General features: G+C 70.5%; 18 protein-coding genes. 14 read left to right on the forward strand and 4 right to left on the reverse strand.

The annotated features are described in order from the left end of the window. Positions 1–423 precede the first annotated feature (423 nt). Positions 424–2733 (forward strand): penicillin acylase family protein, encoded by a 2310-nt coding sequence (locus IT355_18820; protein ID MCC7055333.1) that lies wholly within the window; start codon positions 424–426, stop codon positions 2731–2733. Positions 2734–2790: 57 nt separating this feature from the next. On the opposite strand, the gene IT355_18825 is transcribed toward IT355_18820, so the two are convergent. Beyond that, positions 2791–3318 carry a fasciclin domain-containing protein gene (locus IT355_18825; GenBank protein ID MCC7055334.1) on the reverse strand — a complete coding sequence of 176 codons (528 nt, stop codon included), beginning with the start codon at positions 3316–3318 and terminating at the stop codon, positions 2791–2793. A 200-nt stretch (positions 3319–3518) separates the two neighbouring features. Here IT355_18825 and IT355_18830 point away from each other — a divergent pair, with 200 nt between their 5' ends. Together IT355_18830 and IT355_18835 are read left to right on the forward strand one after the other, a co-directional pair. Further along, positions 3519–4145, forward strand: a complete 627-nt coding sequence (locus IT355_18830) for a sigma-70 family RNA polymerase sigma factor (GenBank protein ID MCC7055335.1) — start codon at positions 3519–3521, stop codon at positions 4143–4145. Then, entirely contained in the window at positions 4142–4963 is an 822-nt protein-coding gene (locus tag IT355_18835; GenBank protein MCC7055336.1) for an anti-sigma factor, read from the forward strand. The genes IT355_18830 and IT355_18835 overlap by 4 nt, the downstream gene beginning before the upstream one ends. 43 nt (positions 4964–5006) lie before the next feature. Here the strand turns inward: IT355_18835 and IT355_18840 are convergent, their stop codons facing one another. Continuing rightward, positions 5007–6308: an aminopeptidase P family protein gene (locus IT355_18840; protein ID MCC7055337.1), complete on the reverse strand. Its 1302-nt coding sequence runs from the start codon at positions 6306–6308 to the stop codon at positions 5007–5009. A 219-nt stretch (positions 6309–6527) separates the two neighbouring features. Between IT355_18840 and IT355_18845 the strand changes: the two genes are divergently transcribed. The 6 genes from IT355_18845 (at position 6528) to IT355_18870 (ending at position 16677) form a co-directional block, all read left to right on the forward strand. Beyond that, positions 6528–7838, forward strand: a complete 1311-nt coding sequence (locus IT355_18845) for a CotH kinase family protein (protein ID MCC7055338.1) — start codon at positions 6528–6530, stop codon at positions 7836–7838. Between the two features lie 97 nt (positions 7839–7935). Continuing rightward, entirely contained in the window at positions 7936–9357 is a 1422-nt protein-coding gene (locus IT355_18850) for a M20/M25/M40 family metallo-hydrolase (GenBank protein ID MCC7055339.1), read from the forward strand. Positions 9358–9506: 149 nt separating this feature from the next. Beyond that, a complete protein-coding gene (locus IT355_18855; protein MCC7055340.1) occupies positions 9507–11930 on the forward strand; it encodes a TonB-dependent receptor in 2424 nt (807 codons plus the stop codon). Positions 11931–11949: 19 nt separating this feature from the next. Then, the gene (locus IT355_18860) at positions 11950–12816 is read left to right on the forward strand and encodes a DUF4249 domain-containing protein (protein MCC7055341.1); all 867 of its coding nucleotides are present in this window, start codon (positions 11950–11952) and stop codon (positions 12814–12816) included. A gap of 94 nt (positions 12817–12910) precedes the next feature. Beyond that, the gene (locus tag IT355_18865) at positions 12911–16183 is read left to right on the forward strand and encodes a glycosyl hydrolase (protein MCC7055342.1); all 3273 of its coding nucleotides are present in this window, start codon (positions 12911–12913) and stop codon (positions 16181–16183) included. Positions 16184–16263: 80 nt separating this feature from the next. After that, complete coding sequence (locus IT355_18870) at positions 16264–16677, forward strand: DoxX family membrane protein (GenBank protein ID MCC7055343.1); 414 nt, start codon at positions 16264–16266, stop codon at positions 16675–16677. A gap of 61 nt (positions 16678–16738) precedes the next feature. On the opposite strand, the gene IT355_18875 is transcribed toward IT355_18870, so the two are convergent. Then, the gene (locus tag IT355_18875; GenBank protein ID MCC7055344.1) at positions 16739–17890 is read right to left on the reverse strand and encodes an aminotransferase; all 1152 of its coding nucleotides are present in this window, start codon (positions 17888–17890) and stop codon (positions 16739–16741) included. A gap of 100 nt (positions 17891–17990) precedes the next feature. Between IT355_18875 and IT355_18880 the strand changes: the two genes are divergently transcribed. Genes IT355_18880 through IT355_18890 form a run of 3 tightly spaced genes read left to right on the forward strand, consistent with a single transcriptional unit; the run spans position 17991 to position 21534 of the window. Then, complete coding sequence (locus IT355_18880) at positions 17991–19331, forward strand: amidohydrolase (GenBank protein ID MCC7055345.1); 1341 nt, start codon at positions 17991–17993, stop codon at positions 19329–19331. Then, positions 19328–20986: a glycoside hydrolase family 32 protein gene (locus IT355_18885; protein ID MCC7055346.1), complete on the forward strand. Its 1659-nt coding sequence runs from the start codon at positions 19328–19330 to the stop codon at positions 20984–20986. The genes IT355_18880 and IT355_18885 overlap by 4 nt, the downstream gene beginning before the upstream one ends. 5 nt (positions 20987–20991) lie before the next feature. Further along, complete coding sequence (locus tag IT355_18890) at positions 20992–21534, forward strand: hypothetical protein (protein ID MCC7055347.1); 543 nt, start codon at positions 20992–20994, stop codon at positions 21532–21534. 59 nt (positions 21535–21593) lie between these two features. Here IT355_18890 and IT355_18895 read toward each other — a convergent pair whose 3' ends face one another. Beyond that, complete coding sequence (locus tag IT355_18895; protein ID MCC7055348.1) at positions 21594–22430, reverse strand: PEP-CTERM sorting domain-containing protein; 837 nt, start codon at positions 22428–22430, stop codon at positions 21594–21596. Between the two features lie 251 nt (positions 22431–22681). Here IT355_18895 and IT355_18900 point away from each other — a divergent pair, with 251 nt between their 5' ends. Further along, a complete protein-coding gene (locus tag IT355_18900) occupies positions 22682–24277 on the forward strand; it encodes a M20/M25/M40 family metallo-hydrolase (protein ID MCC7055349.1) in 1596 nt (531 codons plus the stop codon). A gap of 206 nt (positions 24278–24483) precedes the next feature. After that, the gene (locus IT355_18905) at positions 24484–25500 is read left to right on the forward strand and encodes a hypothetical protein (GenBank protein MCC7055350.1); all 1017 of its coding nucleotides are present in this window, start codon (positions 24484–24486) and stop codon (positions 25498–25500) included. The last annotated feature ends 222 nt before the right edge of the window (positions 25501–25722 follow it).

A 25722-nucleotide genomic window follows, 5' to 3' on the forward strand; every position in this document is an offset into this window, starting at 1 on the left:
AGCTGTCCGGGCTCTGAACGATCGGTTCAGCGGCGCTCCTACTTTGCGTCGGGCTCGCCTCGCCCCGGGCGCTATCGAGCTGCCGCTTCCCCGATGATTTACCGCTGCGCTGTGACATACAAGGCGCGAAGCGGCCTGCGGCCGCCGCAAAGGAAGCGAGGCTGTGCGCTACACTCAGGCATTCGTGTCGCGCGGAGCGTCGAACAGGCTTAGGGAGCTGCAACAGCAACAGCAGTTCCATCTCATACCCAGCGTCGTATCGCACAGGAGCCCGGGTATGGCGCAGACCATCGCGCTCCTTTGCGGCGGCCGCAGGCCGCTCTGCGTCTTTGCGTTGATGCTGTTCCGCCGTTCCGGTTGACGTTGACGGACGGTGCGCGTGGCGGCAGTGTGAAGGCAGGCCCGCATCCCCGGAGAATTGCCATGGCACGACCGTTCCCGTTCCGCCACGCACTCGCTGTGGTGGCGCTCTGTGCTCCGTTGCTGTCGATCGGCGCGCAGGGGGTGCCGGTGGAGACGCTCTCGGTGGCAGGGCTGCGCGCGAAGGTGGAGGTGCGGCGCGACAAGTGGGGCGTGCCGCACATCTACGCCGCGAACCAGGCCGACCTGTTCTTCGCCCAGGGGTACGTCGCAGCGCAGGACCGTCTCTTCCAGATGGAGATGTGGCGCCGGCAGGGTGAGGGGCGGCTCGCCGAGGTGCTGGGACCGGCGGCGGCGGAACGCGACCGGCTCGCGCGGCTGTTCACCTATCGCGGTGACATGGCGCGCGAGTGGGCGGCCTACGGTGCGGACACCCGTGCGATCGTCACGGCATTCGTCGCCGGCGTCAACGCGCGCATCGCCGACGTCGGTGTGAACCTCCCGCCGGAGTTCGGGATGCTTGGCTTCCGGCCGGAGCGCTGGACGATCACCGTGCCACTGGCGCGCGCCACGGGGCTCAGCGCCGTCTCGAACGGCTCGAGCGAGGTGCTGCGCGCACAGCTCGTGGCGGCACTCGGCGCGGCGCGCACGGAGCAGCTCATGCCGAGCGACCCGCATCGGGCGCTCGATCCTGCGGCCGGACTCGACCTGTCCGGGATCAGCAGCGCGTCACTGGGGGGCTTCGGCGGCGCCTTCGCCGACGTGGCCTACAACCGGATCGAGGGGTCCAACAACTGGGTCGTCAACGGGTCGCGCACGGCCACCGGCGCCCCGATCCTCGCCAACGATCCGCACCGCGTGATCACCAACCCTGCGGTGCGGTTCCTCACGCACCTCGTCGCACCGGGCTGGAACGTGATCGGTGCCGGAGAGCCGGCGTCCCCCGGCGTCGCCATCGGGCACAACGACCGCATCGCGTTCGGGCTGACCGTGGTGGGCATGGACCAGCAGGATGTGTACGTCGAGACGATCGGCGACTGCCCCGGCCGGCCGGCGCGGGCGCTGGGCTGCTACCGGCACCGGGGGCAGTGGCGTCCGATCACGACCCGGGTGGACACGGTGCGCGTGAAGGGCGAGCCGCCGCGCGCGATGACGCTGCAGTTCACGGTGCATGGGCCGGTCGTGAGCGTCGACACCGTACGGAAGCGGGCCATCGCGATCCGCTCGGTGCACTCCGAGCCCGGCACGGCCAGCTATCTCGGGTCGCTGGCGCTGGACCGCGCACGCAACTGGCGCGACTTCGAGGCGGCGATGACGAAGTGGCTCATGCCGAGCGAGAACATGGTCTACGCCGACGTCGACGGGAACATCGGCTGGATCGCGGCCGGCCTCATGCCGAAGCGGGCCTGGAGCGGCCTGCTGCCGGTGCCGGGCGAGGGCACGCACGAGTGGAGCGGGTTCGTGGATGGCCGCGCCCTGCCGCGGGCCTACAACCCGGCGTCGGCGTTCATCAACACGTCGAACGACAACATCCTCCCCCCGGGCTACACGACGCCGATCTCGTACGAGTGGGCCACGCGGTACCGCGGCCAGCGCGTGCGCGAGGTGCTGCAGGAGACACGGAAGTTCACGGTGGACGACTTCGCGCGGCTGCAGCATGACGACCAGTCGCTGCTGGCGGCGGCACTCGTGCCGTACCTCACCGCGGCGGCCGGTCGCCGCGACGTCGGGCTGCAGGCGGATGTCGCGCTGCTCACGACGTGGAACCAGCGGATGTCACGTGACCAGGTGGCGCCGACGCTGTTCGCGGCCTGGGCGCCGGCGGTGTTCCGCCGCGCCATCCGCGCCGAGTTGCCGGCCCATCGTGAAATCGCGGCGCTGCTCACGCCGCGTCCGGAGTACGACTGGCTGGAGGAACACCTGAAGCGGACGCGGGGGTCTGCGGCGGGCGACTCAGTCCTCCTCGGCGCGCTGGAGGACGCCGTGGCGGAGGTCACGCGGCGATTCGGCGCCGATCGGACGGCATGGGAGTGGGGGAAGGTGCACGTCGCGGCCTTCCGGCATCCGCTCTCGTCGCAGTTCGACCTGGCGCCGGCATCGCGCGGTGGCGATGGCAACACGGTGAATGCCACCGGCGGGGCGAACTTCCGGCAGACCGCCGGTGCCTCGTTCCGCGAGATCATCGACCTCGCGGACTTCGATCGCTCGATCGTCACCAACGTCCCCGGGCAGTCGGCCGACCCGCGGTCGCCCCACTACGCCGACCTGCTGCCGCTGTGGGCGAACGACCGCTACTTCCCGCTCGTGTACTCCCGCGCCCGCGTGGAGGCGGAGACGGAACGCGTGACCTGGCTGGTGCCGGCGCGCCGCTGACTCGTGTGCCGGTGGCCGGCATCGCGCCCGTGGGGCGGCGATGCCGGCGATCGCGTCTCAGTGCGAGGAGTGCCGCGCGGTGCCGGCGCGCGTGTCCGGCAGCAGCACGCGATCGATCACGTGGATCAGCCCGTTCGAGGCCGGCACGTCGGCGATCCGCACCACCGCGTCGTTGATGAGCAGGTCATCGCCGCGCGTGGTGATGCGCACGTCCTGCCCGGCCACCGTGTTGGCCGTGTGCACCGTGCGCGCCTGGGCTGCCGTCACGCGCCCGGCGACGACGTGATACGTGAGGATCAGCCGCAGCTTCTCGCGGTTCTCGGCGCGCAGCAACTCACTCACGGTGCCGTGCGGCAGGCGGCCGAACGCCTCGTCGGTGGGCGCGAAGACGGTGAACGGCCCGCGGCCGAGCAGTGTTTCCGTGAGCCCGGCCGCATCCACCGCGGCGAGCAGGGTCGTGAACGTTCCCGCCGTCTTCGCCACCTCGGGAATCGACGGCTGGCGTGCCGGGTGCTGCGCGGCAAGGGGCGTGAGCTGGCCGGACAGGGCGGTGAGGGCAACGGCGGCAAGGGCGGCGAAACGCATCGTGTGCTCCAGGTGTTGAGTGTCGCGTGGTGGACGTGATCCCGTGATGCCGTGCGGTTCGCTGCGACGCCGGATCCGGATGCAGGCACGAGACGGCTGCATCCAGTCCGGCGATTCCGGCGAATGCAGGGGGGATCCGGCGCGCCGGACACGCATGAGAGGTGGTCCTGGCATGGAGACGTTCCGCAGGCATGGATGACATGACGCGTTCCACCGGCGGCGATCCCGCCCGTGCACATCTCGCCCTCGTGGCGGACCGGATCGGCGCGGTGACACCCGCGCCGGAACCGCTGCTGCCGCGCATCGCCGCGGGCGACGAGGGTGCCGTACGGGCGTGTGTGGAGCGCTACGGTGCGCTGGTCTGGTCGCTGGCCCGCCGCTGGGGTCCGGAACCATCAGATGCGGAGGATGCGGTGCAGGAGATCTTCATCGACCTGTGGCGCACCGCGTCGCGCTACGACGCCTCGCGGACCACCGAGGCAGGATGGGTGGCGATGATCGCGCGCCGCCGCCTGATCGACCGGGCGCGCAAGCGTGAGCGCCTGCCGGTGCTCGAGGCGTTGCCGGAGGACTACGACGTGGCCGGCGAGGACGAGCGCGACCTCGATCGTGAGTGGCGCGCGGAACAGGCGCGAGCGGTGCTGCGCGAGTTGCCGCCGGCGCAGCGCCGCATGCTGGAACTGTCGCTGCTGCATGGCCGCACGCACGACGAGATCGCCCGCGACACCGAGACGCCGCTGGGCACCGTGAAGTCGCACATCCGGCGGGGACTGCAGCGTGCGCGTGACCTGCTCGCGGCCCGCCTGCCCGCAGGGGGAGCATCATGACCGGGGACGAGATGGAGGACGAGACGCTGGCCGAGCTGCTGATGCAGCGCGCGACCGGGGCGCTGAGCGGCCCGGAGGCCGATGCGCTGGCGGCCGCGCTGGCGCGGCTGCCGCGTGGCGAGGCCGCCCGGTGGGAGGCGGCGGCGGCGGAACTCACGGCCGCGATGGTCGCGGCAGACCCTGCGGCGGCGGGTGGCATGCCGCCGGCCCTGCTGGCCCGCGTGGTCGAGACCGGGGAGGCGCTGGTGCGTGTGCAGCCGCGGACGAGCGTGCGCGCGGCACCGTTCCCGCGGCGTCCGGGTCTGCTGGCGTGGAGCGGCTGGTTCGCGGCCGCCGCGGCGCTCGTGCTCTGGTTCGCGCTGCCGCGCGGGTCGGCGACACCGGCACCCGTGGTGGTGGTGGTGACTGCGGCGGAGCGCGCGACCCGCCTCCGTGACACGTTGCTCACGCGCGACCCGGCGGTGCAGCGCATGGCCTTCGCGGCCACGAAGGATGCCAGTGCGCGCGGTGCCGGAGGCGACGTGGTGTGGAGCGGTGCGGCGCAGCGCGGCGTGATGCGGATCACCGGGCTGCAGCCGAACGACCGGACCCGCTGGCAGTACCAGCTCTGGATCTTCGACCGCGCGCGCGACGAGAAGTATCCCGTCGATGGCGGCGTGTTCGACATCCCCGCCGGCGCGGGCGAGGTGCTGGTGCCGATCGATACCCGGGTGCCGGTGGGTGACGCGGTGATGTTCGCCGTGACCGTCGAGAAGGCGGGGGGCGTGGTGGTGTCGACGCGCGAACGCATCGCCCTGCTTGCGAACCGGGGCGGCTGATCGCGTCAGCCGCCCCGGATGCACCGCCTCGCACCGCGTGTCGTCACGCGACCGCGAACGGCTGCTCGAGACTCCGGGACTGCGGCGTGAGCAGGCGGGCGCCGGTGTCGGTGATGACCATGTCGTCCTCGAGCCGGATGCCGAACTCACCGGGGATGTAGATGCCCGGCTCGTCGGAGAACACCATGCCGGGCTGCAGCGGCATCGTGTTGCCCTTCACCAGGTAGGGCCACTCGTGCCCGTCCATCCCCATGCCGTGCCCCACGCGGTGCGTGAAGTACTTGTAGCCAGGCCCGAAGCCGGCGTCCGCGATCACCGTCCGCGCGGCGGCGTCCACCGCCTCGGCCGGCACCCCCGGCTTCGCCGCCGCGAGCGCGGCGGACTGGGCGCGGAACTCGATCTCGAAGACATCCTTCATGCGCTGTGTGGCGCGGCCGAGCACGAACGTGCGCGAGATGTCCGAGGTGTAGCCCTCCACCTTGCACCCGCCGTCGATCAGCACGATCGAGCCCTCGCGGATGACCTGCGGCTTGGCGGAGCCGTGGGGCAGGGCGGAGAACTCGCCCACCTGCGCGCCCGCGCTGCCGTCGTAGCCCAGGCGGCGGTGTGCCTCCTGCACCAGCTGCTGGAACTGTGACTGCGTCATGCCGTCGGTGAGCCCCTTCCAGGCGGCCTCGTAGGCGGCGAGCGTCACCGTGCTGGCGTGCTCCATGAGGGCGATCTCGTGCGCGTCCTTCACCATGCGGCAGCCGGCGGAGATCGGCGTGCCGCTCACCAGCCGGCTGCCGGGCAGTGCGCTGCCGATGCCGTCCTGGAACACGAACTTCACCGTCTCCTCCACCCCGATCGTGCCGACGGCGATCCCGCGGTCGCGCATCCCGCGCGCCACCAGCGCGTACGGGCTCTCGTCCTCCTCCCACGCGAACACCTGTGCATCGGCGCCGAGCGGCCCCTCGTGCGCCTGCTCCATCGCACGCTCCTCCTCGAACTTCGGTGTCACGAGGAAGGCGCTGCCGCGCACCGGGATGACCGCGGTGAGCAGGCGCTCGCTGGTGCCCCAGCGGATGCCGGTGAAGTACTCCATCGAGGTGCCGCCGGTGAGCACCAGTGCGTCGATCTTCTGCGCCGCCATCAACTGTTTCGCCTTCTCGATGCGCGCGCGGCGCTCGGCGATGGAGATCGGCGTGACACCGGCGGTCATCGGGCGCAGCGACCGGACCGACTCCGGCAGGGCGGCGACGGCGCCGTCCGCGTCGGGCGAGATCCGGGAGGCCGGGCGCAGGCCGAGCGCGGTGCCGGTGAGCGCAACGGACGAGGCGGTGACGAACTGGCGGCGCGAGGACATGGCGGCGTGTGGCGAGGGGTCAGCGGCAGCGGGCAGGCACCGGCGCCCGTGTCCGGGAATATGTGCCCCGGTTCCCGCCACCGCACGGCACGACGGACCGGTCCGACGCGCCCGCGGGACGACTGCCCCTTGCGCTAGCTTCCCGCCGCGGCCGGACGGCGCGACGCCTCGTCGGCCGCCGGTGACTCGCCCTGCCTGTCCCCCTGTTCCGCCATTCGCGTGCCCCTCCCAGTGCGTGTCCCGTTCCGCCAGGCGTTCGCCCTGGGCCTCGCGCTGCTTGCCGGCTGCGGCGGCGGGAAGGACGTCCCGACCACGACGACGGAGCCGGCGCCGCTGGTCAGCCTGCAGTTCGCGACGCCGAAGCTGCCGGTGCTCAGCATCCGCACCGACGGGGCGGCCCCGATCGCGTCCCGCGAGGTGTACCTGACCGGCGCGGTCACGCTGGCGGACACCGCCGGGGCCACACTGCTCTCGTCGGCGCTCGAGATCCGCGGGCGTGGCAATTCCACCTGGGGCCTGATGCCGAAGAAGTCCTACCGGCTCAAGCTCGGCACCAGTGCGTCGCTGCTCGGCATGCCCGCCAACCGGCACTGGGTGCTGCTCGCGAACTACTCCGACAAGACGCTGCTGCGCAACGACCTCACCTTCGCGCTCAGCCGCATGATGGGCATGCCCTGGACCCCGCGCAGCGCGTTCGTCGACGTCAGCGTCAACGGGGAGTACCTCGGTGTCTACCAGCTCGTGGAGCACGTGCGGATCGGGACGGAGCGGGTGAACATCGACGGGATGAAGGCCGCCGACACCTCGGCGACGGCCATCACCGGCGGCTACCTGATCGAGGTGGACGAACGGCGGGGTGAGGCGTTCTGCTTCAACTCCACCATCACCGCGATGGTCTTCTGCCTGAACGATCCCGAGACGCTGCTGGAGCCCGGGCGCGAGAAGCAGCGCGCCTACATCACCGGGTATGTCGCGCAGGCCGACACGGCACTCTTCGGGCGGCGCTTCGAGGATCCAGACGTCGGCTACGCGAAGTACATCGACGTGGCATCGGCGATCGACTACAACATCATCCAGGAGGTCGTCAAGAACGTGGACGGCGACCTCCGGTTCAGCACCTTCCTGTACAAGCCGCGCGGCGGGAAGCTGACCTTCGGGCCGGTGTGGGACTTCGACCTCGCGATCGGCAACGTGAACTACTACGGCGCCGACAGTCCCGAGGGCTGGCACTCGCGCAACGGTGCCTGGTTCACGCGCATGTTCCAGGACCCGGCGTTCAAGGCGCGCTTCGTGGCCCGCTGGGGGGCCCTCGAGTCCGCCGGCACGATCGACTCGCTGCAGCGGCTCGTCTACGCGCGGGCGAGTTACCTGAAGGTCGTCCAGGAGCGGAACTTCGCGCGCTGGCCGATCCTCAACACCTGGGTCTGGCCCAATCGCGTGGTGATGGGCACGTACGACGACGAGATCCTGGCGATGCACGTCTGGCTGCGTGATCGTGTCCGCTGGATGGACGCCAACATCACGCACTGAGCCCGGCCCGCTGCCGGGGACCCGCCGGCCGCAGTACACTCCGGGCGTGCTGCCGCTGTCCGGCAGCCCAGACCGCCTTCCTGCACCGGACCGGATCATGCTGCGCACCCGTCGGCTCCTTGCCTGCCTCCTGCTCCCCGTGGCCGCGGCGGCCCAGACGGCGCCGGCCGCCCTCACCGTGCACCAGCGCGCGGCCCGCGAGGTCTACGAGCAGCTCGTCGAGATCAACACGGTCGACTCGGTGGGCTCCGTGACCACGGCGGTCCGGGCCATGGCGGCCCGCTTCCGCGCCGCCGGCTTTCCCGCCGCGGATATCCACGTGCTCATCCCGCCCGGCAAGCCCACCAAGGGCAACCTGGTGGTGCGCTACCGCGGCCGCGGCGGTTCGCTGAAGCCCCTGCTGCTGCTGGCCCACCTCGACGTGGTGGCCGCGCTGCGCACCGACTGGTCCCGCGATCCGTTCGAGTTGCAGGAGGCGAACGGGTTCTTCTACGGGCGTGGCACGGCGGACGACAAGGCGATGGCGTCGATGTTCGTCGCCAACCTGCTGCGCTACCGCCGCGAGGGCTTCGTGCCGGCCCGCGACCTGATCCTCGCGCTCACCGCCGACGAGGAGGGCGGCGATGCCAACGGCGTCGACTTCCTGGTGCGCAACCACCGCGCGCTGATCGACGCCGCGTATGCGATCAACGAGGGTGGCGGCGGCACGCTGAGCGGCACCACACCGCTGTTCCACTCCGTGCAGGCCGCCGAGAAGGTGCCGGTGAACTTTACGCTGACGGTGCTCAATCCCGGCGGGCACTCGAGCGTGCCGCGTCCCGACAACGCGATCAACCAGCTCGCGGCCGGCCTCGTGCACATCGCGCGGTACACCTTCCCGGTGGCGCTCAACGCGATCACGAAGCCGTTCCTGGAGGAGACCGCGAAGGTGGAGGTGCCGGCCGTGGCGGCGGCGATGCGTGCCGTGGCCGCGAACCCGCTCGACAGCGCCGCGGCGGCCACCCTCTCGCGTGACCCGCGCTACGCGTCGATGCTGCGCACCTCGTGTGTCGCGACGCGGCTCGGGGGCGGCCACGCCTACAACGCGCTGCCGCAGACGGCAACCGCGAACGTGAACTGCCGCATCGTGCCCACCTCCACGCTGGAGGAGGTGCGCGCGACGCTGGTGCGGGTGGTGAACGACACCGGCATCCGTGTCACGCTGATGCAGGAGACCGCCGAGAAGTTCGGCGTCGCACCGGACGCGATCGACCCGACGCTCCTGTCCAGCGCCACCGCGCTCACGAAGCAGATGTGGGGGGACATCCCCGTGATCCCGACGATGAGCACCGGGGCCACCGACGGCCGGTTCCTTCGCGCCGCCGGCATCCCGACCTACGGCGTGAGCGGCATCTTCTCGCAGCCGGGAGAGAGCAACGCACACGGCCGCGACGAGAAGCTGCGGACGCGCTCCTACTACGACGGGCTCGAGTTCCTCTACCAGCTGGTGAAGCAGGTGTCGGGGACGATCGCCATGTGAGGCGCATCGCCGGCGCGGTCCGTGACGACCGGGCGTGTCCGCCCGCGTGCCGGACCCGGGGTCGCGGAACCCCACGCGCCGGCGGACGTACGCGTCTGTCAGGGCCACCGCTCCGATGGCACCCTGCACCCTGTCCCGATCCCCTGCCGATGCCGCGACGCACACTCCGACTGCTGGCGCTCGCCGTCGCGATCGTGGCCCGCCTCGGCGCGCAGGGAACGGCCCCGCCCACCCCCACCCCCGCCGCGGCGCGTGTGCGCCTCAGTGGCTTCGTCCGCAGCCTCGCCAGCGGTGAGGTGGTCCGCCGCGCCCAGGTCAGCACGGCGGACGGTGCGCTGGCTGTCGAGAGCAACGAGGAGGGGTTCTATTCGCTGCTCCTGCCACCGGGCCCGCACCGCCTCCGCATCCGCGCCATCGGCTTCGTGCCGCTGGACACATCCGTGCGGCTGGGCACCAGCGTGGTCCGCGACTTCCGGCTGGCCACCCGCACCGTCACGCTGGCCGGCGTCACGGTGCAAGCGGGACGCCGCACCGTGGACGACGATCGCCCCGACCTCGATCCGCGCACCCCGGACATGAGCGTCGTGCGGCTGGACATCGCTGCCCTCAAGCTGCTGCCGACCGTGCTCGGCGAGCCCGATCCCATCCGCTCGCTCACGCTGCTGCCGGGCGTGTCGCTCTCGAGTGACGCCAGCACCGCGTTCAGTGTGCGTGGTGGTGCCGCCGACCAGAACCTGTTCCTGCTCGACGAGGCGGTGGTCTACAACCCGAGCCACATCCTGGGCTTCCTGAGCACGTTCAACGCCGACGCCGTGGACAACTTCACGCTCTACAAGGGCGCGATCCCGGCTCGGTTCGGCGGCCGGCTCTCGTCGGTGGTCGACGTGCGCCAGCGCGAGGGCAACGCCAACGAGTTCCGCGGCTCGGCGTCGATCGGGTTGCTGGCCAGTCGCGGCACGCTGGAGGGGCCGCTGCCGAAGCATGCCGGCAGCTACATGATCGCCGCCCGGCGATCCTATGCCGACCTGTTCCTGCCCCTCGCCAGCGACACCAGCATCCGCGACACACGCGCCTACTTCTACGACTTGAACGCAAAGACGAGCCTGCGCCTCGGCGCGGCGGGCGCGCTCCTGTTCAGCGGCTACCTCGGGCGTGACCGCTTCACGGGCTCCAGCGACTTCGGTGCCGGCTGGGGCAATCGCTCCGCCACGCTGCGCTGGAACCAGGCGTTCGGCGGCCGCCTCTTCTCGAAGGTGACGGCGGCGTACGGCACCTACGACTACCGTCTCGAGATCGTGACCGACCTGGCCGACTCCATCGCATGGTCGTCGCGCATCCGGAGCCTCGACCTGAAGGTGGACCAGGCCCTCTACGTCTCGCCGTCGAACACGATCGAGTTCGGCGCGCAGCTCACCGAGCAGGGCATCCGGCCCGGTGACCTCATTCCCTCGGGACCGAACAACACCTTCACGGCCCGGCAGATCGAGCGACGTCGCACGCTGCTGCCCGCCGTGTATGCCGGCCAGGAACTGCAGTTCGGCCCGCGCGTTGCCGTGCGATATGGCCTGCGCTACGCCGGCTGGCAGCGCCGTGGCGCCGCGACGGTGTACCAGTACGCCGGCGATGCGCCGGTGGTGTTCAACACCGCGCTGTCCCGCTACGAACCCGGCGTGGTGCGCGACAGCATCCGCTACGCATCCGGCGACCGCATCGCCGGCGGCGGCGGGTTCGAGCCGCGACTCTCCGGACGCGTGATGCTCGGCCCGGCCTCGAGCCTCAAGGCCAGCTACGCCCGCACGCAGCAGTTCCTGCTGCTGGTGTCGAACACCAACTCCATCAGCCCGCTCGACGTGTGGGAGCCGTCGGGACCATACGTGAAGCCACAATCCGCCGACCAGTACGCCCTGGGCTACAGCCGGAACACCAGCGACTGGGAGCTGTCGGTGGAGGGCTACTACAAGCGCGCGGCCCGCGTGGTGGACTTCATCGACGGGTCCGACATCCTCCTCAACCCCCGCATCGAGACGCAGCTGGTGCAGGGGCAGGGACGCGCGTATGGGCTGGAGCTGCTGGCGCGGCGCACGGCCGGCCGTGTGACAGGCTGGGTGAGTTACACGCTCGGCCGCTCCGAGCAGCGCTTCACCTCGCCCACCGGCCGTGGCGGCATCGACGATGGCCGCTGGTATCCCGGGCCGTTCGACAAGACCCACAACCTCGCCGTGGTGGCCATGCGACCGCTGGGCCGGCGCTGGACACTCGGCTCGACCTTCGCACTCGCCAGCGGCCTGCCCACCACCTTCCCGGCCTCCCGCTATGCGATCGACGGCCTGCTCGTCACCGAATTCGGACCACGCAACGGCGGGCGGCTGCCGCTCTATCACCGCCTGGACCTGAGCGCGACGCGGCGCTTCGGCCACGGGGAGCTGCAACTCGGCGTGCTGAACGTCTACAACCGCTTCAACGCGCAGTCGCTGCGTTTCCGGCAGCAGGCCACCAACCCGCGCATCACCGAGGCGGTGCAGACCTCCATCTTCGGCGCCGTCCCGAGCATCGCCTATGCCTTCCGGTTCTGAGCGGATGTGGCGACACGCCGTGACGACCGCACTCGCGGTCGCGGTGCTGAGCGCGTGCGAGCGGGTGGTCTCGGTGACCGTGCCCGTTGCCGAGGTGCGACTGGTGGTCGAGGCGCGACTCGAGCGCGCGCGTGGCGCCGTCGCTGCCGACCAGGTGATCCGACTCACCACCACCGAGGGGGTCTTCTCGTCGTCAGGCACTCCACCGGCTGCCACCGGTGCCACCGTGCGTGTGGTGGCTGCCGATGGTGCCATCACCCCCTTCACCGAACGTGCGGGTGAGCCCGGGGTGTTCGTGGCGCGCGCGATGCCGCTCGTGGTCGCTGCACCGTACACCCTCGAGATCACCTGGGACGGTGACCGCTACGCCGCCACCGAGACGATGCAGCCGGCGGTCACGCTCGACTCGCTCTACTTCACCGTCGGCAATGCGCGCCCGGGGCGACCCTCCGGCCTCGCCGCCAGCATCCGGCTGCTCGATCCCGCCGGCGAGCGCAACTTCTATCTCTGGGACCAGTGGGTGAACGGTCGCCGGCAGGTCTCCCCCGACAGCACGACGTTCACGCGGGCCGTGCTGTCTGACGACATCCTCGACGGCGCCGTGATCACCGATTTTACGCCGTATGGCGGGATCATCCTCCAGCCCACCGAAGTCGTCCGGCTGCGCCAGCTCTCGATCTCGGAGCAGGCGTACCGCTTCTACGCCGCGTTGTCGGCCCAGACGGGCAACGACGGGTCGCCGTTCGCCGTGCCGGCGGGGAGTGTCCGGGGCAACGTGGCGAACGTCACGCGGCCGGGCCGCCTGGCGCTCGGCTACTTCATCGCCGGGGAGTACACCGAGCGTGAGGCGCGCGTGGGCGGCCTCCTCTCCAGCGGCGAGCCCTGAGGCGGCGCCGGCCCACCGGACTCGCGCCGCGCGCGGCAATGTGGGAGTTTAGGGCAGCGTTCCTCCGGCTCCCCACTCATCCAGGCTCCCCTCGATGCGGCTCGCACGACACACCCCTGCCCGGACGGCGGGCGTTGCCATCGCGCTCCTCCTCGGCCTCCCTGCGGGCGCACAGCGCACGCCGGCGGCCCCCGTGCGCAGCGCGGCACCCGCCACCTACGATCCCGCGCTCTACTCCTCGCCTGCCGCCACCAGCAGCGCCTTCAAGGCGATGCGCTGGCGGAACATCGGCCCCACACGCGGCGGACGCGCGAATGCCGTCGTCGGCGACCCGGTCAAGCCGTTCACCTTCTACCTCGGCGGCGTGAACGGCGGCGTCTGGCGCACCACCAACGCCGGCCAGACGTGGAACAACATCACCGACGGCAAGACCGACATCTCGTCCGTCGGTGCGATGGCGATCGCGCCCTCCGACCCGAACGTGATCTATGTCGGCACCGGTGAGTCGCAGTTGCGCGAGGACCTGACCGTCGGCACGGGGATCTACCGCAGCACCGACGCCGGCGCCACCTGGACCCGGCTCGGGCTCCCCGACTCCCACCAGATCGCCGACATCATCGTCGATCCGCGCGATCCCGACCATGCCTGGGTGGCAGTGATGGGGCACGCGTTCGGCCCGAACGCCGAGCGCGGCGTCTTCCGCACGTCGGACGGCGGGAAGTCCTGGCGAAAGGTGCTGTTCATCAACGACTCCACCGGCGCCAACGACCTCTCGATCGACCCGTCCAACCCGCGGATCCTGTACGCCTCGATGTACAAGTTCCAGCGCACGCCCTGGTCGATGATCTCCGGCGGTGGCCGCAGCGGCATCTGGAAGACGGTCGACGGCGGCGACACGTGGACCGAGCTGACCTTCAAGGCCGGCATCCCGGCGCGCCCGCTGGGCAAGATCGGCCTCGATGTCTCGCCGGCCAACCCGCAGCGCATCTACGCCAGCATCGAGGCCCCCGACTCCAGCGGCGGCATCTTCCGCAGCGACGATGCCGGCGAGAACTGGCAGCGCATGAACACCGATGCCCGCTTCTGGGTGCGCTCGTGGTACTACTCGCAGGTCACCGCCGACCCGCAGGACGAGAACACCGTCTACGTGATGAACCTCGGCGTGTACCGCTCGATCGATGGTGGCAAGACCTTCGGCCGCGTGCGCGTGCCGCACGGCGACATGCACACGCTCTGGATCGACCCGAAGGACAACCGGCGGATGATCAACGCCAACGACGGCGGCGGCACCATCTCGCTCGACCGCGGCGAGACCTGGTCGAGCATCTACAACCAGCCGACGGCGCAGTTCTACCACGTCACCACCGACAACCAGTTCCCGTACCGCATCTACGGCGCCCAGCAGGACAACTCGGCCATCTCCATCGCCAGCCGCTCGGACGACGGCGAGATCGGCGAGCGCGACTACTACAGCGTGGCCGGCTGCGAGAACGCCACCGTGGCCGTCGACCCGCGCAACCCGAACATCACCTACGGCGGCTGCTACATGGGGGCCTTCAGCCGGTACGACCACGGCCGGCGGCAGGAGCGCGACATCTCCGTCACCATGCGGAACTACGACGGCTGGGGTGCGGCCGACGTGCCGGAGCGCTTCCAGTGGACCTTCCCGGTCCTGATCTCACCGCATGACCCGTCCACGCTCTACGTCACGTCGCAGCACGTCTGGCGGTCACGGACCGAGGGGGCGAGCTGGGAGCGCATCTCCCCCGACCTGACGGTGCACGACCCGAAGACGCTGCAGCGCACCGGTGGCCCGATCCACGGCGAGATGACCGGCGCCGAGTGGTATGCCACGATCTATGCCTTCGCCGAGTCGCCGAAGCTCAAGGGGGTGCTGTGGGCCGGCTCCGATGACGGGCTGCTGCACCTCTCGCGCAATGGCGGGGCCACGTGGGAGAATGTCACCCCGCCCGGCTACGGCCGCTTCACGCGCACCGCGCACATCGACCCGTCGCCGCATGACCCGGCCGTGGTCTACGTGGCCGCCAACCGCTACCAGCAGGACGACTTCGCGCCATACCTCTGGAAGAGCGCCGACTACGGGAAGACCTGGGTGAAGATCGTCACCGGCATCCCGGGCACCGCCTACACACGCGTGGTGCGTGAGGATCCCGTGCGCCGCGGCCTGCTCTACGCGGGCACGGAGTACGGCGTGCTGGTGAGCATGGACGACGGGGCGCGCTGGCAGCCGCTGCAGCTCAACCTGCCGCGCGTGAGCGTGCGCGACCTCACGGTGCACGGCACCGACCTGATCGCCGCCACACACGGCCGCGCCTTCTGGGTGATCGACGACGTCTCGCCGCTGCGTGCCCTGACGGCGGAGGTCATGCAGAAGCCGGTGCACCTGCTGCAGCCGGCCACCGCGATGCTCTGGAGTGGCTGGAACTGGCGCAGCGGCGAGGCGGGCGAGAACCCGCCGCCGGGCGCGCTGGTGGACTACTGGCTGCGCGAGACCCCGGCCGCCGGCACCGCGGTCACGGTGCAGTTCCTCGATGCCAAGGGCACGCTGATCCGCACGTTCAGCGCGGACAATGCACGTGACACCACCCGCGTGCCGAACGACACGGTGGTGGCCCGCCGCGTCGTGACCGACTCGCTCGCGTACCATGCGGCCGACTCGATCCCCCGCATCCGTGCCGGCACCAACCGGTTCTTCTGGAACCTCCGCTATCCCGATGCGCGCGAGCTGCGCAACACCGTGATCGACGAGGGGAGCCTCACCGGCCCGAAGGTGCCGCCCGGCACCTACACGGTGCGCCTGATCGTCGGGCGCGATACCAGCAGCCGCCAGTTCGCCGTGGTGGCCGATCCACGGGTCACCTCCACCACCGCCGAGCTCACCGCGCAGTTCGACGCTGCGATGCGCGTGCGCAGCCGGCTCAACGAGCTGGTGGACCGCGTCGAGCGGCTGGAGGACATCCAGTCCCAGCTCGATGCGCGCGCGGCGCAGACGAAGGACGCCCCGTACGCGAAGCAGGTGGCCGAGGCGGCCCGTGCCGCGCGCCAGAAACTCGAGCTGGTGCGCGGTGAGCTCTACGAGACGGCGTGCCACGTGGACCAGTGCACCCTCGACCAGCCGGTGCGCCTCTACAACTGGTTCATCACGCTGAACTCGCAGCTCCAGTCGGGTGACTACCCGCCCACCCAGCAGCACGGCGAGATCTTCACGGACCTGTCCACGAAGCTCGACCTGCAGCTCCGCGCGCTGGATCGCATCGAGGGCGACGACATCCGGAAGTTCAACGAGATGCTGCAGGGGCTCGGGATCCCGAGCGTGTACGTGAAGCCGAAGCCGCCGATCAGCTGAACCGATCGGCGGGAACCCGGGTCCTGGGCGGGGCGGTTCCCCCGGAAAGCACGGTCACAGCCACCCTTCCCACGCCACGCATGCAGCGCGCCTCGCTCCTCCTCCTCCGGATCTCGCTCGGCGGCCTGATGGTCTACTGGGGCATCGACAAGCTGATCAACGTCACCCATGGCATCACGGTGGCGCAGAAGTTCTACGGTGGCGCGGCCGTCGCGACCGTGCCGATGCAGGCGTTCGGCGCGCTGCAGGTGGTGCTTGGCGTGGCGGTGATCCTGGGCGTCGGACGTCGCGTTTCGTATCCCGCGCTGCTGCTGGTGACCGGCACCACCCTCCTGGCCGTCTGGAAGTCGATCGTCGACCCCTTCAAGCTGGTCGTCGAGGGTGGGAACCTGATCTTCTATCCGTCCCTGATCATCTTCGCCGCGGCCGTGGTGCTGCTGGCCTTCCGCGCTGCCGACACGCTCGCCCTGGACGCGCGCCGCCGCCGCGCGTGAGCGGTGGGGTGGGGGCGGCCGCCTGCGTTCCCGACGCAGGTCGGCGCGCCCCGCCGCCGCGTCAGGGCGTCCGGCCGAGCAGCCCGGCCGTCGCCCGCACCGCACGCAGGAACCCTGACACGCGCGGCAGGCCGAGCTCCAGGTTGCGGCGCGCGTTGGCGTAGCCGATCCGCAGGTGGCCCTCCATCTGCATCACGCTGCCGGGCACGAACATCACGCCCGTCTGGTCCAGCAGGCGCAGGCACAGCTCCACCGACGGGATCGGGATGTCGTACTTCACCAGCGCCGTGGTGCCGGACCGGGGCTTCACATAGCTCAGGCCCGGCTCGGCCTGCACCCACGCATCCAGCAGCGCGAGGTTCTCGCGCAGCAATGTGCGGTTGCGCGACAGGATGGCCTCGCGGTGCTGCAGCGCCATGCTCGCGAACAGGTCGTCCAGCACGCCCACGCTGATGGTGTTGTAGTGCCGGTGCACCGTCACGTCCCGGAGGAACGCCGCCGGCCCCACGATCCAGCCCAGCCGCAGGCCGGCCAGCGAGTACGCCTTCGACATGCTGCCGGTGCTGATGCCGCGGTCGTACAGGTCCGCGATCGACGCCGTGAAGCCGGTGCCGTCGTGGTCCACGCCGCGGTACACCTCGTCGGAGAGGATCCATGCCCCGGTCGGCGCCACGAGGCGCACGATCGCCTCGAGCATCGGGCGATCCATCAGCGCACCGGTGGGATTGTTCGGGTTGCTGAAGACCACCAGCTTCGTGTCGGGGCGCAGGAGCGCCTGCAACGCGTCGAGGTCGGGCAGGTACCCGTCCGCCTCGCGCAATGGCAGGAAGTCCACCTCGCCGCCGAATGCCTCGGGAATCGAGTAGTGCTGCTGGTAGTTCGGCACCAGCGAGATCACGTGGTCGCCGCGGCCCACCAGCGTTTCGTACACCAGCGCATTGCCCCCCGCCGCGCCGTGCGTGATGGTGACGTTCTCCGGCACCTGCCGCCGGAACAGGCCGGCCACCAGCGTGCGCAGCCGGGCCGAGCCCTCGATCGCGCCGTAGGTCAGCTTGATGGCGCGCAGCTCGTCCAGGATCGTGTCGCTCCGGCCCGCGAGCGCCAGCAGCTCGTGGACGTGGAGCGAGTCCACGCAGGTCTCGGCCAGGTTGAACTCGCAGTGGTCCTCGTGTGCGTCCATCCACTGCTCGACGCCGAATTCCTCGATGTGCATCAGCCGCCGTCCCGGTGGGGGTGGTGTGGTGACGGGCCTGTTCCCGGCGATAAGCTACCAGTGGCAGGCGCCATCATGGCCCTCCCCTCATCTTCCGGACATGCGACCTCTCCGACTCGTCCCACTCATCGCCTGCGTGCTGGCCGGTGCCGCCACGGTGGTGGCCCAGGCCCCCGCCACGCCGCCGCTGCCCGCCGCCCTCACCCGCGACCTCGCCGCGCGGATCGCCGCCGTCACGCCGAAGGTGGTGGCGTGGCGACGCGACCTGCATGCGAACCCGGAGCTGAGCGGGCTCGAGGTGCGCACCGCCGGCGTGGTCGCCGCACACCTGCGGGCCCTCGGCCTCGAGGTCCGCACCGACGTGGATGGTGCGCACGGCGTGATCGGTGTGCTCCGCGGCGGGCGCCCGGGACCAGCCGTCGCGCTCCGCGCCGACATGGACGCGCTGCCCGTCACCGAGCAGACCGGCCTGCCGTTCGCCTCGAAGGTCACCACGCAGTACAACGGGCAGGCCGTGGGGGTGATGCACGCCTGCGGACACGACGTGCACACCGCACTGCTGATGGGGGTGGCCGAGGTGCTGGCCGGGATGAAGGCGTCGCTGCCGGGCAGCGTCACCTTCCTGTTCCAGCCCGACGAGGAGTCGAACGGCGGTGCCGCACGCATGCTGAAGGCGGGGGCGTTCGACTCACCGCGCGTGGAGGCCGTCTACGGCCTGCACACCTGGCCCGCGCCCACCGGCACCGTCGCCACCCGCAGCGGCGGGATGATGGCCAGCATCGACAGCTGGCGCGTGGTCGTGCACGGGAAGCAGGCGCACGGCGCGCAACCGTGGCGCAGCGTCGATCCCATCGTCATCGGCGCCCAGATCGTGAACGACCTCCAGACCATCGTCAGCCGACGGGTGGACCTCACCGCCGGCCCTGCAGTCGTCACCACCGGCGTGTTCAACGGTGGCGTACGGGAGAACATCATCCCCGACAGCGTCGTGATGTACGGCACCTACCGCACCTTCAACGCGGCGGCGCGCGCGGTGGTGCACGACGAGATCGCGCGGATCGCCACCCATGTCGCGCAGGCCGGCGGCGCCACCGTGACGGTGACGCTGCCGGACGACTCCTATCCACCCACGGTGAACGACCCGCGCTGGTTCGGCCGCTTCACCGGCGTGCTGCGCAACACCCTGGGCAGCGCCAACGTCCTCGAGAGCGCACCGGCGATGCCGGGCGAGGATTTCTCGATCCTCCTCCAGCGCGTGCCCGGGATCTTTCTCTTCCTCGGCGTCACGCCGGTGGGCACGGATCCGCTGACCGTGCCCGCCAACCACTCGCCACTGTTCGTGGTGGACGAGGCATCGTTCCCCACCGGCATGACCGCGCTCGCCGCACTCGCGCTCGATGGCCTCCTGCACGGCATCCCCAGGCTCCCCGCGTCGCCATGATCCCCCGCCGCTCCGCCCTGCGCACCGCCTGCGTCCTCGCCGCGTGTGCGGCCACACTGCCGGCCTGCCGGACGACGATCCCCGTCACCTCGTCGGTGCCGGCGCCGGCCGCCGGCGTGGTCACGCCACCCACCAGTGGTGTGTATGCCGAACCCCACCGGCCGCAGTACCACTTCACGCCGCCGTCGCAGTGGATGAATGACCCCAACGGCATGGTGTTCTACGAGGGCGAGTACCACCTGTTCTACCAGTACCACCCGCAGGGCAACACCTGGGGGCCGATGCACTGGGGCCACGCGATCAGCACGGACCTGGTGCGCTGGGAGCACCTGCCCATCGCGCTCTATCCCGACTCGCTCGGCCTGATCTTCTCCGGTAGCGCCGTAGTCGACTGGAAGAACACCTCCGGCTTCGGCACCAACGGCAAGCCACCGATGGTGGCCATGTTCACGTACCACGACATGGCGAAGGAGAAGGCCGGCACCAGCACGTTCCAGACGCAGGGGCTGGCCTACAGCACCGATCGTGGCCGCACCTGGGTGAAGTACGCCGGCAACCCCGTGATCCCGAACCCGGGCATCCGCGACTTCCGCGACACGAAGGTCCTCTGGCATGAGGCGTCGCAGCGCTGGATCATGATCATGTCGGGCGGCGACCGGGTGCGGCTCTACTCGTCGTACAACCTGCGCGAGTGGCAGCCGGCCAGCGAGTTCGGCGCGACCCTCGGCGCACACGGCGGCGTGTGGGAGTGCCCCGACCTGTTCCCCGTGCGCGTGGAGGGCACCAACGAGGTGCGCTGGGTGATGCTGGTCAGCATCAATCCCGGCGGGCCCAACGGCGGCTCCGCCACGCAGTACTTCGTGGGCCACTTCGACGGGATGACCTTCACGCTCGATTCCACCTTCGCGACCGCCGTCGGTGCGGCAGGCGTGGAGCCCTCGCGTGGTGTGTGGCTCGACTACGGGCGTGACAACTACGCCGGCGTCACCTGGTCCGACGTGCCGGTGTCCGACGGGCGCCGGCTCTTCCTCGGGTGGATGAGCAACTGGGACTATGCGCAGGTGGTGCCGACGGAGGCCTGGCGCAGTGCCACCACCGTGCCGCGCGCGCTCACGTTGCGGCGCACGCCAGCCGGCCTGCGCGTGTACTCCACGCCGGTGCAGGAACTGCGGCTGCTGCGTGACCAGACCACGACGCTGCGGGACGGACAGGTGTCCGGCGAGCAGACGCTGCACGTGCCGCGCGGTGGCTCGGCCGCGATGTCGGAGGTGGACCTGGAGTTCGTGCCGTCGGCGTCCGGGCAGACGACCGTGGCGATCGAGCTGACGAATGCCGGGGGCGAGGTGTATCGCGTGGGCTACGATGCCCCGACGAAGCGGTTCTTCTCCGATCGCACTGGGCTCCCGCGCGCGTTCTCGCCGAAGTTCGCGGCGGCCGTGCACTACGCCCCGCGTGTCGCCGGCGACTCGGCCGTCCGCCTGCACCTGTTCATCGACCGGTCGTCGGTGGAGCTCTTCGGTGATGGCGGTGCGACGCCGCTCACGGACCTCGTGTTCCCGACCAGCGACTTCACCGCGATGAAGCTCGTCGTGACCGGGCCGGCGGTGCGGCTGCGCTACGCCACGATCTCCTCACTGCGGTCGATCTGGCGGTGACGCGGATGCCCATCGCCATCGCCGCGTTCGTGCTCTGCCTGGCCGCTCCGGCACTCCGGGGGCAGGCTCCGCCCCGCTTTCCCGAGGCGTGGGCCGGCCAGTGGAGCGGCACGCTGACCACGTACAGTCCACCGGATTCCGTGCGCAACCGCATCCCGATCTCGCTGCGCATCGCGCGTGAACCGGCGGGCGGTGCGTGGACCTGGCGCACGATCTTCAACGCCGACACCGTGCGCGGCAACCGCCCGTACCGCCTGGTCGTCGAGGATGTCGCACGGGGGCACTATGCCACCGACGAGGGCAACGGGGTGCTGCTCGACGAGACCGTCATCGGTGGCATGCTGACGAGCGTGTTCCAGGTGCAGAGCCGGGTGCTCGAGAGCCGCTACACGCTGCGCGGCGACACGCTCGTGCATGAACTGACATGGTGGGACATCACGCCCACCCGGACGGTGAAGGGATCCGGCGCCAACGCGGAGGGTGGCGCCGAGATCCGTTCCTTCCGTGTGCAGGGGCTGCAGCGGTCGGTGATGGTCCGTGCGCCCTGATCCTGGCAGAGGGCGCAGCCGTGAGCACCACGGCGCGCCCTCCGCCAATCATGTCGCGCCTACGCCTGCGTGCGACGACGGCGGGTCAGCGCCCCCAGCGCCGCGAGGCCCGTGAGCATCAGTGCGTAGGTGGACGGCTCCGGCACCACCGAGGGGTCGCCCGGATCCACGGTCTTCACGGTGAACGCACTGTAGGTGACGTCGGCCTGCGAGAAGTTGTAGAACGCCATGCTGCCATCGGAGAAGCTGCCGCCGATGTTGATCTGGAGCTGGTCGTTCACGAACACCTGGAGCAGGTTCGGCAGGAAGACGAAGCGGAACTCGTAGGTCGTGCCGATCGTCCAGCCGATGTTTCCCAGCGAGGTGCCGCGCGCCAGCTCCTCGAGCCCGCCGCCGGTGTGCGAAGCGAAGTTCGTGTGCCCCCAGAACTCGTCCGCCGTGGGGATGCCGGTCACGCGCGAGACGGCCAGGCCTCGGTTCGCGGTCGTGCCGGGTGTGGTGGATGGCGCGCCGAAATTGAAGTCCTGGGTGGCTGCCTTCCAGTCCACCAGCAGGTAGTCCGCGAGGGTGTTGGTGTTGTCGCCCATGCGGTAGCCGAGGGCGAAGCCGAAGAAGTCATCGTCCCCGGCGCTGTTCACGCGCACCGAGCCGCGGACCTCGGTGCCCTGCGCCATGAAGTCGCTGGCGAAGAGTGTGGGCTGCCCGTTCTGGGACTGGGTCACGGAGCTGCCGCCGCCGCCGACGGTCCAGATCCCGGCGTCGAATCCGGACACGGCTTCGTACGATTGCGCAGACCAGGGAGTGAGATCCACCGGGGTCTGCGCCTGCACTGCGGTGACGGCGAGCGGGACGGCGAGGAACAGCGCCAGCGCGGACTTTCGAGACGAGCTCTGCATGTTGCATTCTCCGGCGTGTGCAGCGTTCGCCGATCCGATCCGGACGAGTGGCTGAAGGCGCGCTGGACAGCGTTTGGCGGGCCGGGCCGTAGGTGCTGGGGAGGGTGCCTGTGCTCGTCGCAAGTCGCCAGTCGACCCGCCGCGCGGGACGACCGCTTGACCGGCTGGATGCGGGTGCATCCGCGCGCCACGATGGTGTGTGGTGCCAGGGATGTCAACGTCGTCTGTTCACCATTTTGCCCACTGTCCACATGCGTTCGCTTTCACGGATTCTCACCCGCGTGTCACGACGGCTGCTGCCGCTGCTCGCCATGATCGCCACGACGCCTGTGGTGCAGGCGCAGCGTGCCCTGACGGCAGCCGAAGTGCGCGCGGCGGCGCGGGTGTATCGCGAGCAGCACGAAGGCGCGATCCTCACCGAGTTCGCCGGGTTGCTGTCGCTGCCGAACCTCGCCAGCGATTCGGTGAACATCCGACGGAACGCAGACCACCTCGTGCAGCTGCTGCAGCAGCGCGGCTTCACCAACACGCGGCTGCTGGCGGTGCCGGGCAGCCCGCCGGCCGTGTACGGCGAACTGCTGCAGCCAGGCGCGGTGAAGACACTGGTGCTGTACGCACACTACGACGGCCAGCCGGTGAACGCCGCCCAGTGGAGCACACCACCGTGGAGTCCGGTGCTGCGCACGAAGGAGGTGCATCTCGGCGGCACCATCATCCCGATCCCCACCGGGGGCGGCCGCGTGGATGGTGAGGCGCGCATCTACGGCCGCTCGGCGGGTGACGACAAGGGCTCCATCCAGGCCATCCTCAGTGCACTCGATGCCATGAAGGCCTCGCAGCTCGCACCGAGCGTGAACCTCAAGGTGTTCTTCGAGGGAGAGGAGGAGGCGGGATCGGGGCACCTGACGCAGATCCTGACCACGTATGCCGGGTTGCTGCGTGCGGATGGGTGGCTGTTCTGCGATGGTCCCGTGCACCAGAGCGGGCGGCAGCAGCTGTCGTTCGGGCAGCGGGGGTCGAGCGGGTTCGAGCTCACGGTGTACGGTCCGACGCGGGCGCTGCACAGCGGGCACTATGGCAGCTGGGCCCCCAGTCCCGCGGTGATGATCGCGACGCTGATCGCGAGTTTGCGCGACGACGACGGCCGGATCAAGGTTGCCGGCTACTACGATGACGCGCAGCCCATCTCGGCGGCCGAGCGCCGTGCGATCGCGGCGCTGCCGAAGTACGACTCCACGTTGCGGGTGGCCCTGGGCCTCAACCGCACCGAGGGGCAGAATGCGCTGCTGGCGGAGCGCATCATGCAGCCGGCCTTCAACGTGCGGGGGATTCGTGTGGGTGGTGTGCGCGAGACCGGGAGCAACACCATCGCCACCGAGGCGTACGCCAGCTTCGACCTGCGGCTGGTGCCGGGGCAGCAGCCGGCGCGCGTGCAGCGGCTGGTGGAGGCGCACATCCGCGCGCAGGGGTACTGGGTGACGCACGACAGCGTGACGGTGGCGATGCGGCTGGCGCACCCGAAGGTGGCGCGGGTGGAGTGGGGGGACAGCTACCCCGGGTCGCGGGCGCCGATGGACGGCCCGTTCGGGCGCGCGGTGATCGCGGCGCTGGGTGACGGCGCGCGGGAGCCGCTGGTGCTGAACCCCACGGTGGGGGCGAGCGGTCCGGGGTACATGTTCGAGCAGGTGCTCAAGGTGCCGATCATCTCGCTGCCGATCGCGAACTACGACGACAACCAGCATGCGGCGGACGAGAACCTGCGGGTGCAGAACCTGTGGGACGGGATCGAGTTGTATGCGGCGTTGCTGACGGGGATCGGGAAGGCGTGGCGGGGGGTGGTGCCGTGATATCTCATGCCACGCACTGCGGATCGCGCGCCAACCGGTCGAGACTGGGAGCTGCACGACCTTCGCGTCCGCCAGCGCAACGCACCGATCGTCCCACTGCCGAAATCGGCCAGGTGCGTCGGCGTGTGGCGCACCGACCTGCGCTGCATCCGATCCGGCCACAGTGGCATGTGACCCGGATGGCGCGCCACCCCGGATCCGCCTCCATGCACCGGCAACTCCACTCGATCGACGATTTCTCCGATCGCTTCGTCGCCACGGTCCTCCGCGAGGCGGCTGCGAGCCGCGATGAGTGCATGCGGTGCGTCGGCCCCGCGTTGCTGGCCGGCTTCGACGAACGCTTCCGCGCCCTCCCGGCCACCGCACCGGGTGCGCGGCTGGCGCAGCGGCTCCTGCGGGATGGCGTGACCATGATCTCGGCGCTCTACTCGGCGATCGGCGTGCGTGCAGATGATGCGATCATCGGGCTCGCGACCGTCTGTGCCAACACCGCCACGTACCGCACGCCGGCGCTGGTGGATGCCGTGATCCGCACCGGCGGCGGTCTCGCGCCTTGGCTCAACGCCGTGCTGGAGGCTGATGGAGCTGACGAGCTGCTGACCGAGGAGGCGTGGGAGGCACTCGGTGCGGCCGCGATCGGTCGCCTCTGCGACGGCCTGGATGGGGAGGCGCCGGGCGCACGCGCCGAGCGCGATGGTGCAGCGGCGGTGCTCGTGCAGCTCACGTTGTCGGGAGCAGCGTCGCATCGCTGGCCGGTGTGGCGTGAGCGGCTTTTCACGGAGTGTGATTCGGCCGGGTCGGCCGGGTGCCGCGACGCGGCTGCGGTGCTGCTGGCAGACGGCCTCTCCTTCGCGCCACTGTCGGTCGAGGCATACCTGCGCCTGCTGCCGGCGCTCACGCGACATACCGCATCGATGTCGGCGATCCTTCGCCACCCATGGCTGGACAGTCCGGCGGTGGCAACCGCGGCTGCGGCGATCCTCATCGAGGACGCGGGCCGGCGCGCATCCGCAGTGGGAGCCGGCCCCCTGACGGCTGAGGCCATGCAGGGAGCGCTCTGCGGCCGTCAGCTGCGACTGGCGCCGGATCACCCCGTGGTGCTCGCGGTCGCCGCGTGGTTCAGCGGGGGCGGCGGAGGTGTCGCCGAGGAGGGCAGGGGCGGCGCGTCGCTCGCGCGCGATCAGGCGCCCGGTCAGGCACCGATCACGTACCGACCGCTCTGACGCCACCGCGCGCGGTGGCACTCGACGCCGGCGCGACACCGACCGTGCGAGGGTTCGCGCCCCCAACGCGCTCGCGCGGAAACGGTCTCGCGCGATCCTGCGGGGACCACACGCAGAACGCCCCACCGGGATCCGGTGGGGCGTTCTGCGTAAGTCGTTGCTTCACAGCGATTTCAACAGCTCCCGAGGAGGGACTCGAACCCCCGACCCGCTGATTAACAG

The sequence above is a fragment of the Gemmatimonadaceae bacterium genome, from assembly GCA_020851035.1.
GTDB lineage: Bacteria > Gemmatimonadota > Gemmatimonadetes > Gemmatimonadales > Gemmatimonadaceae > JACMLX01.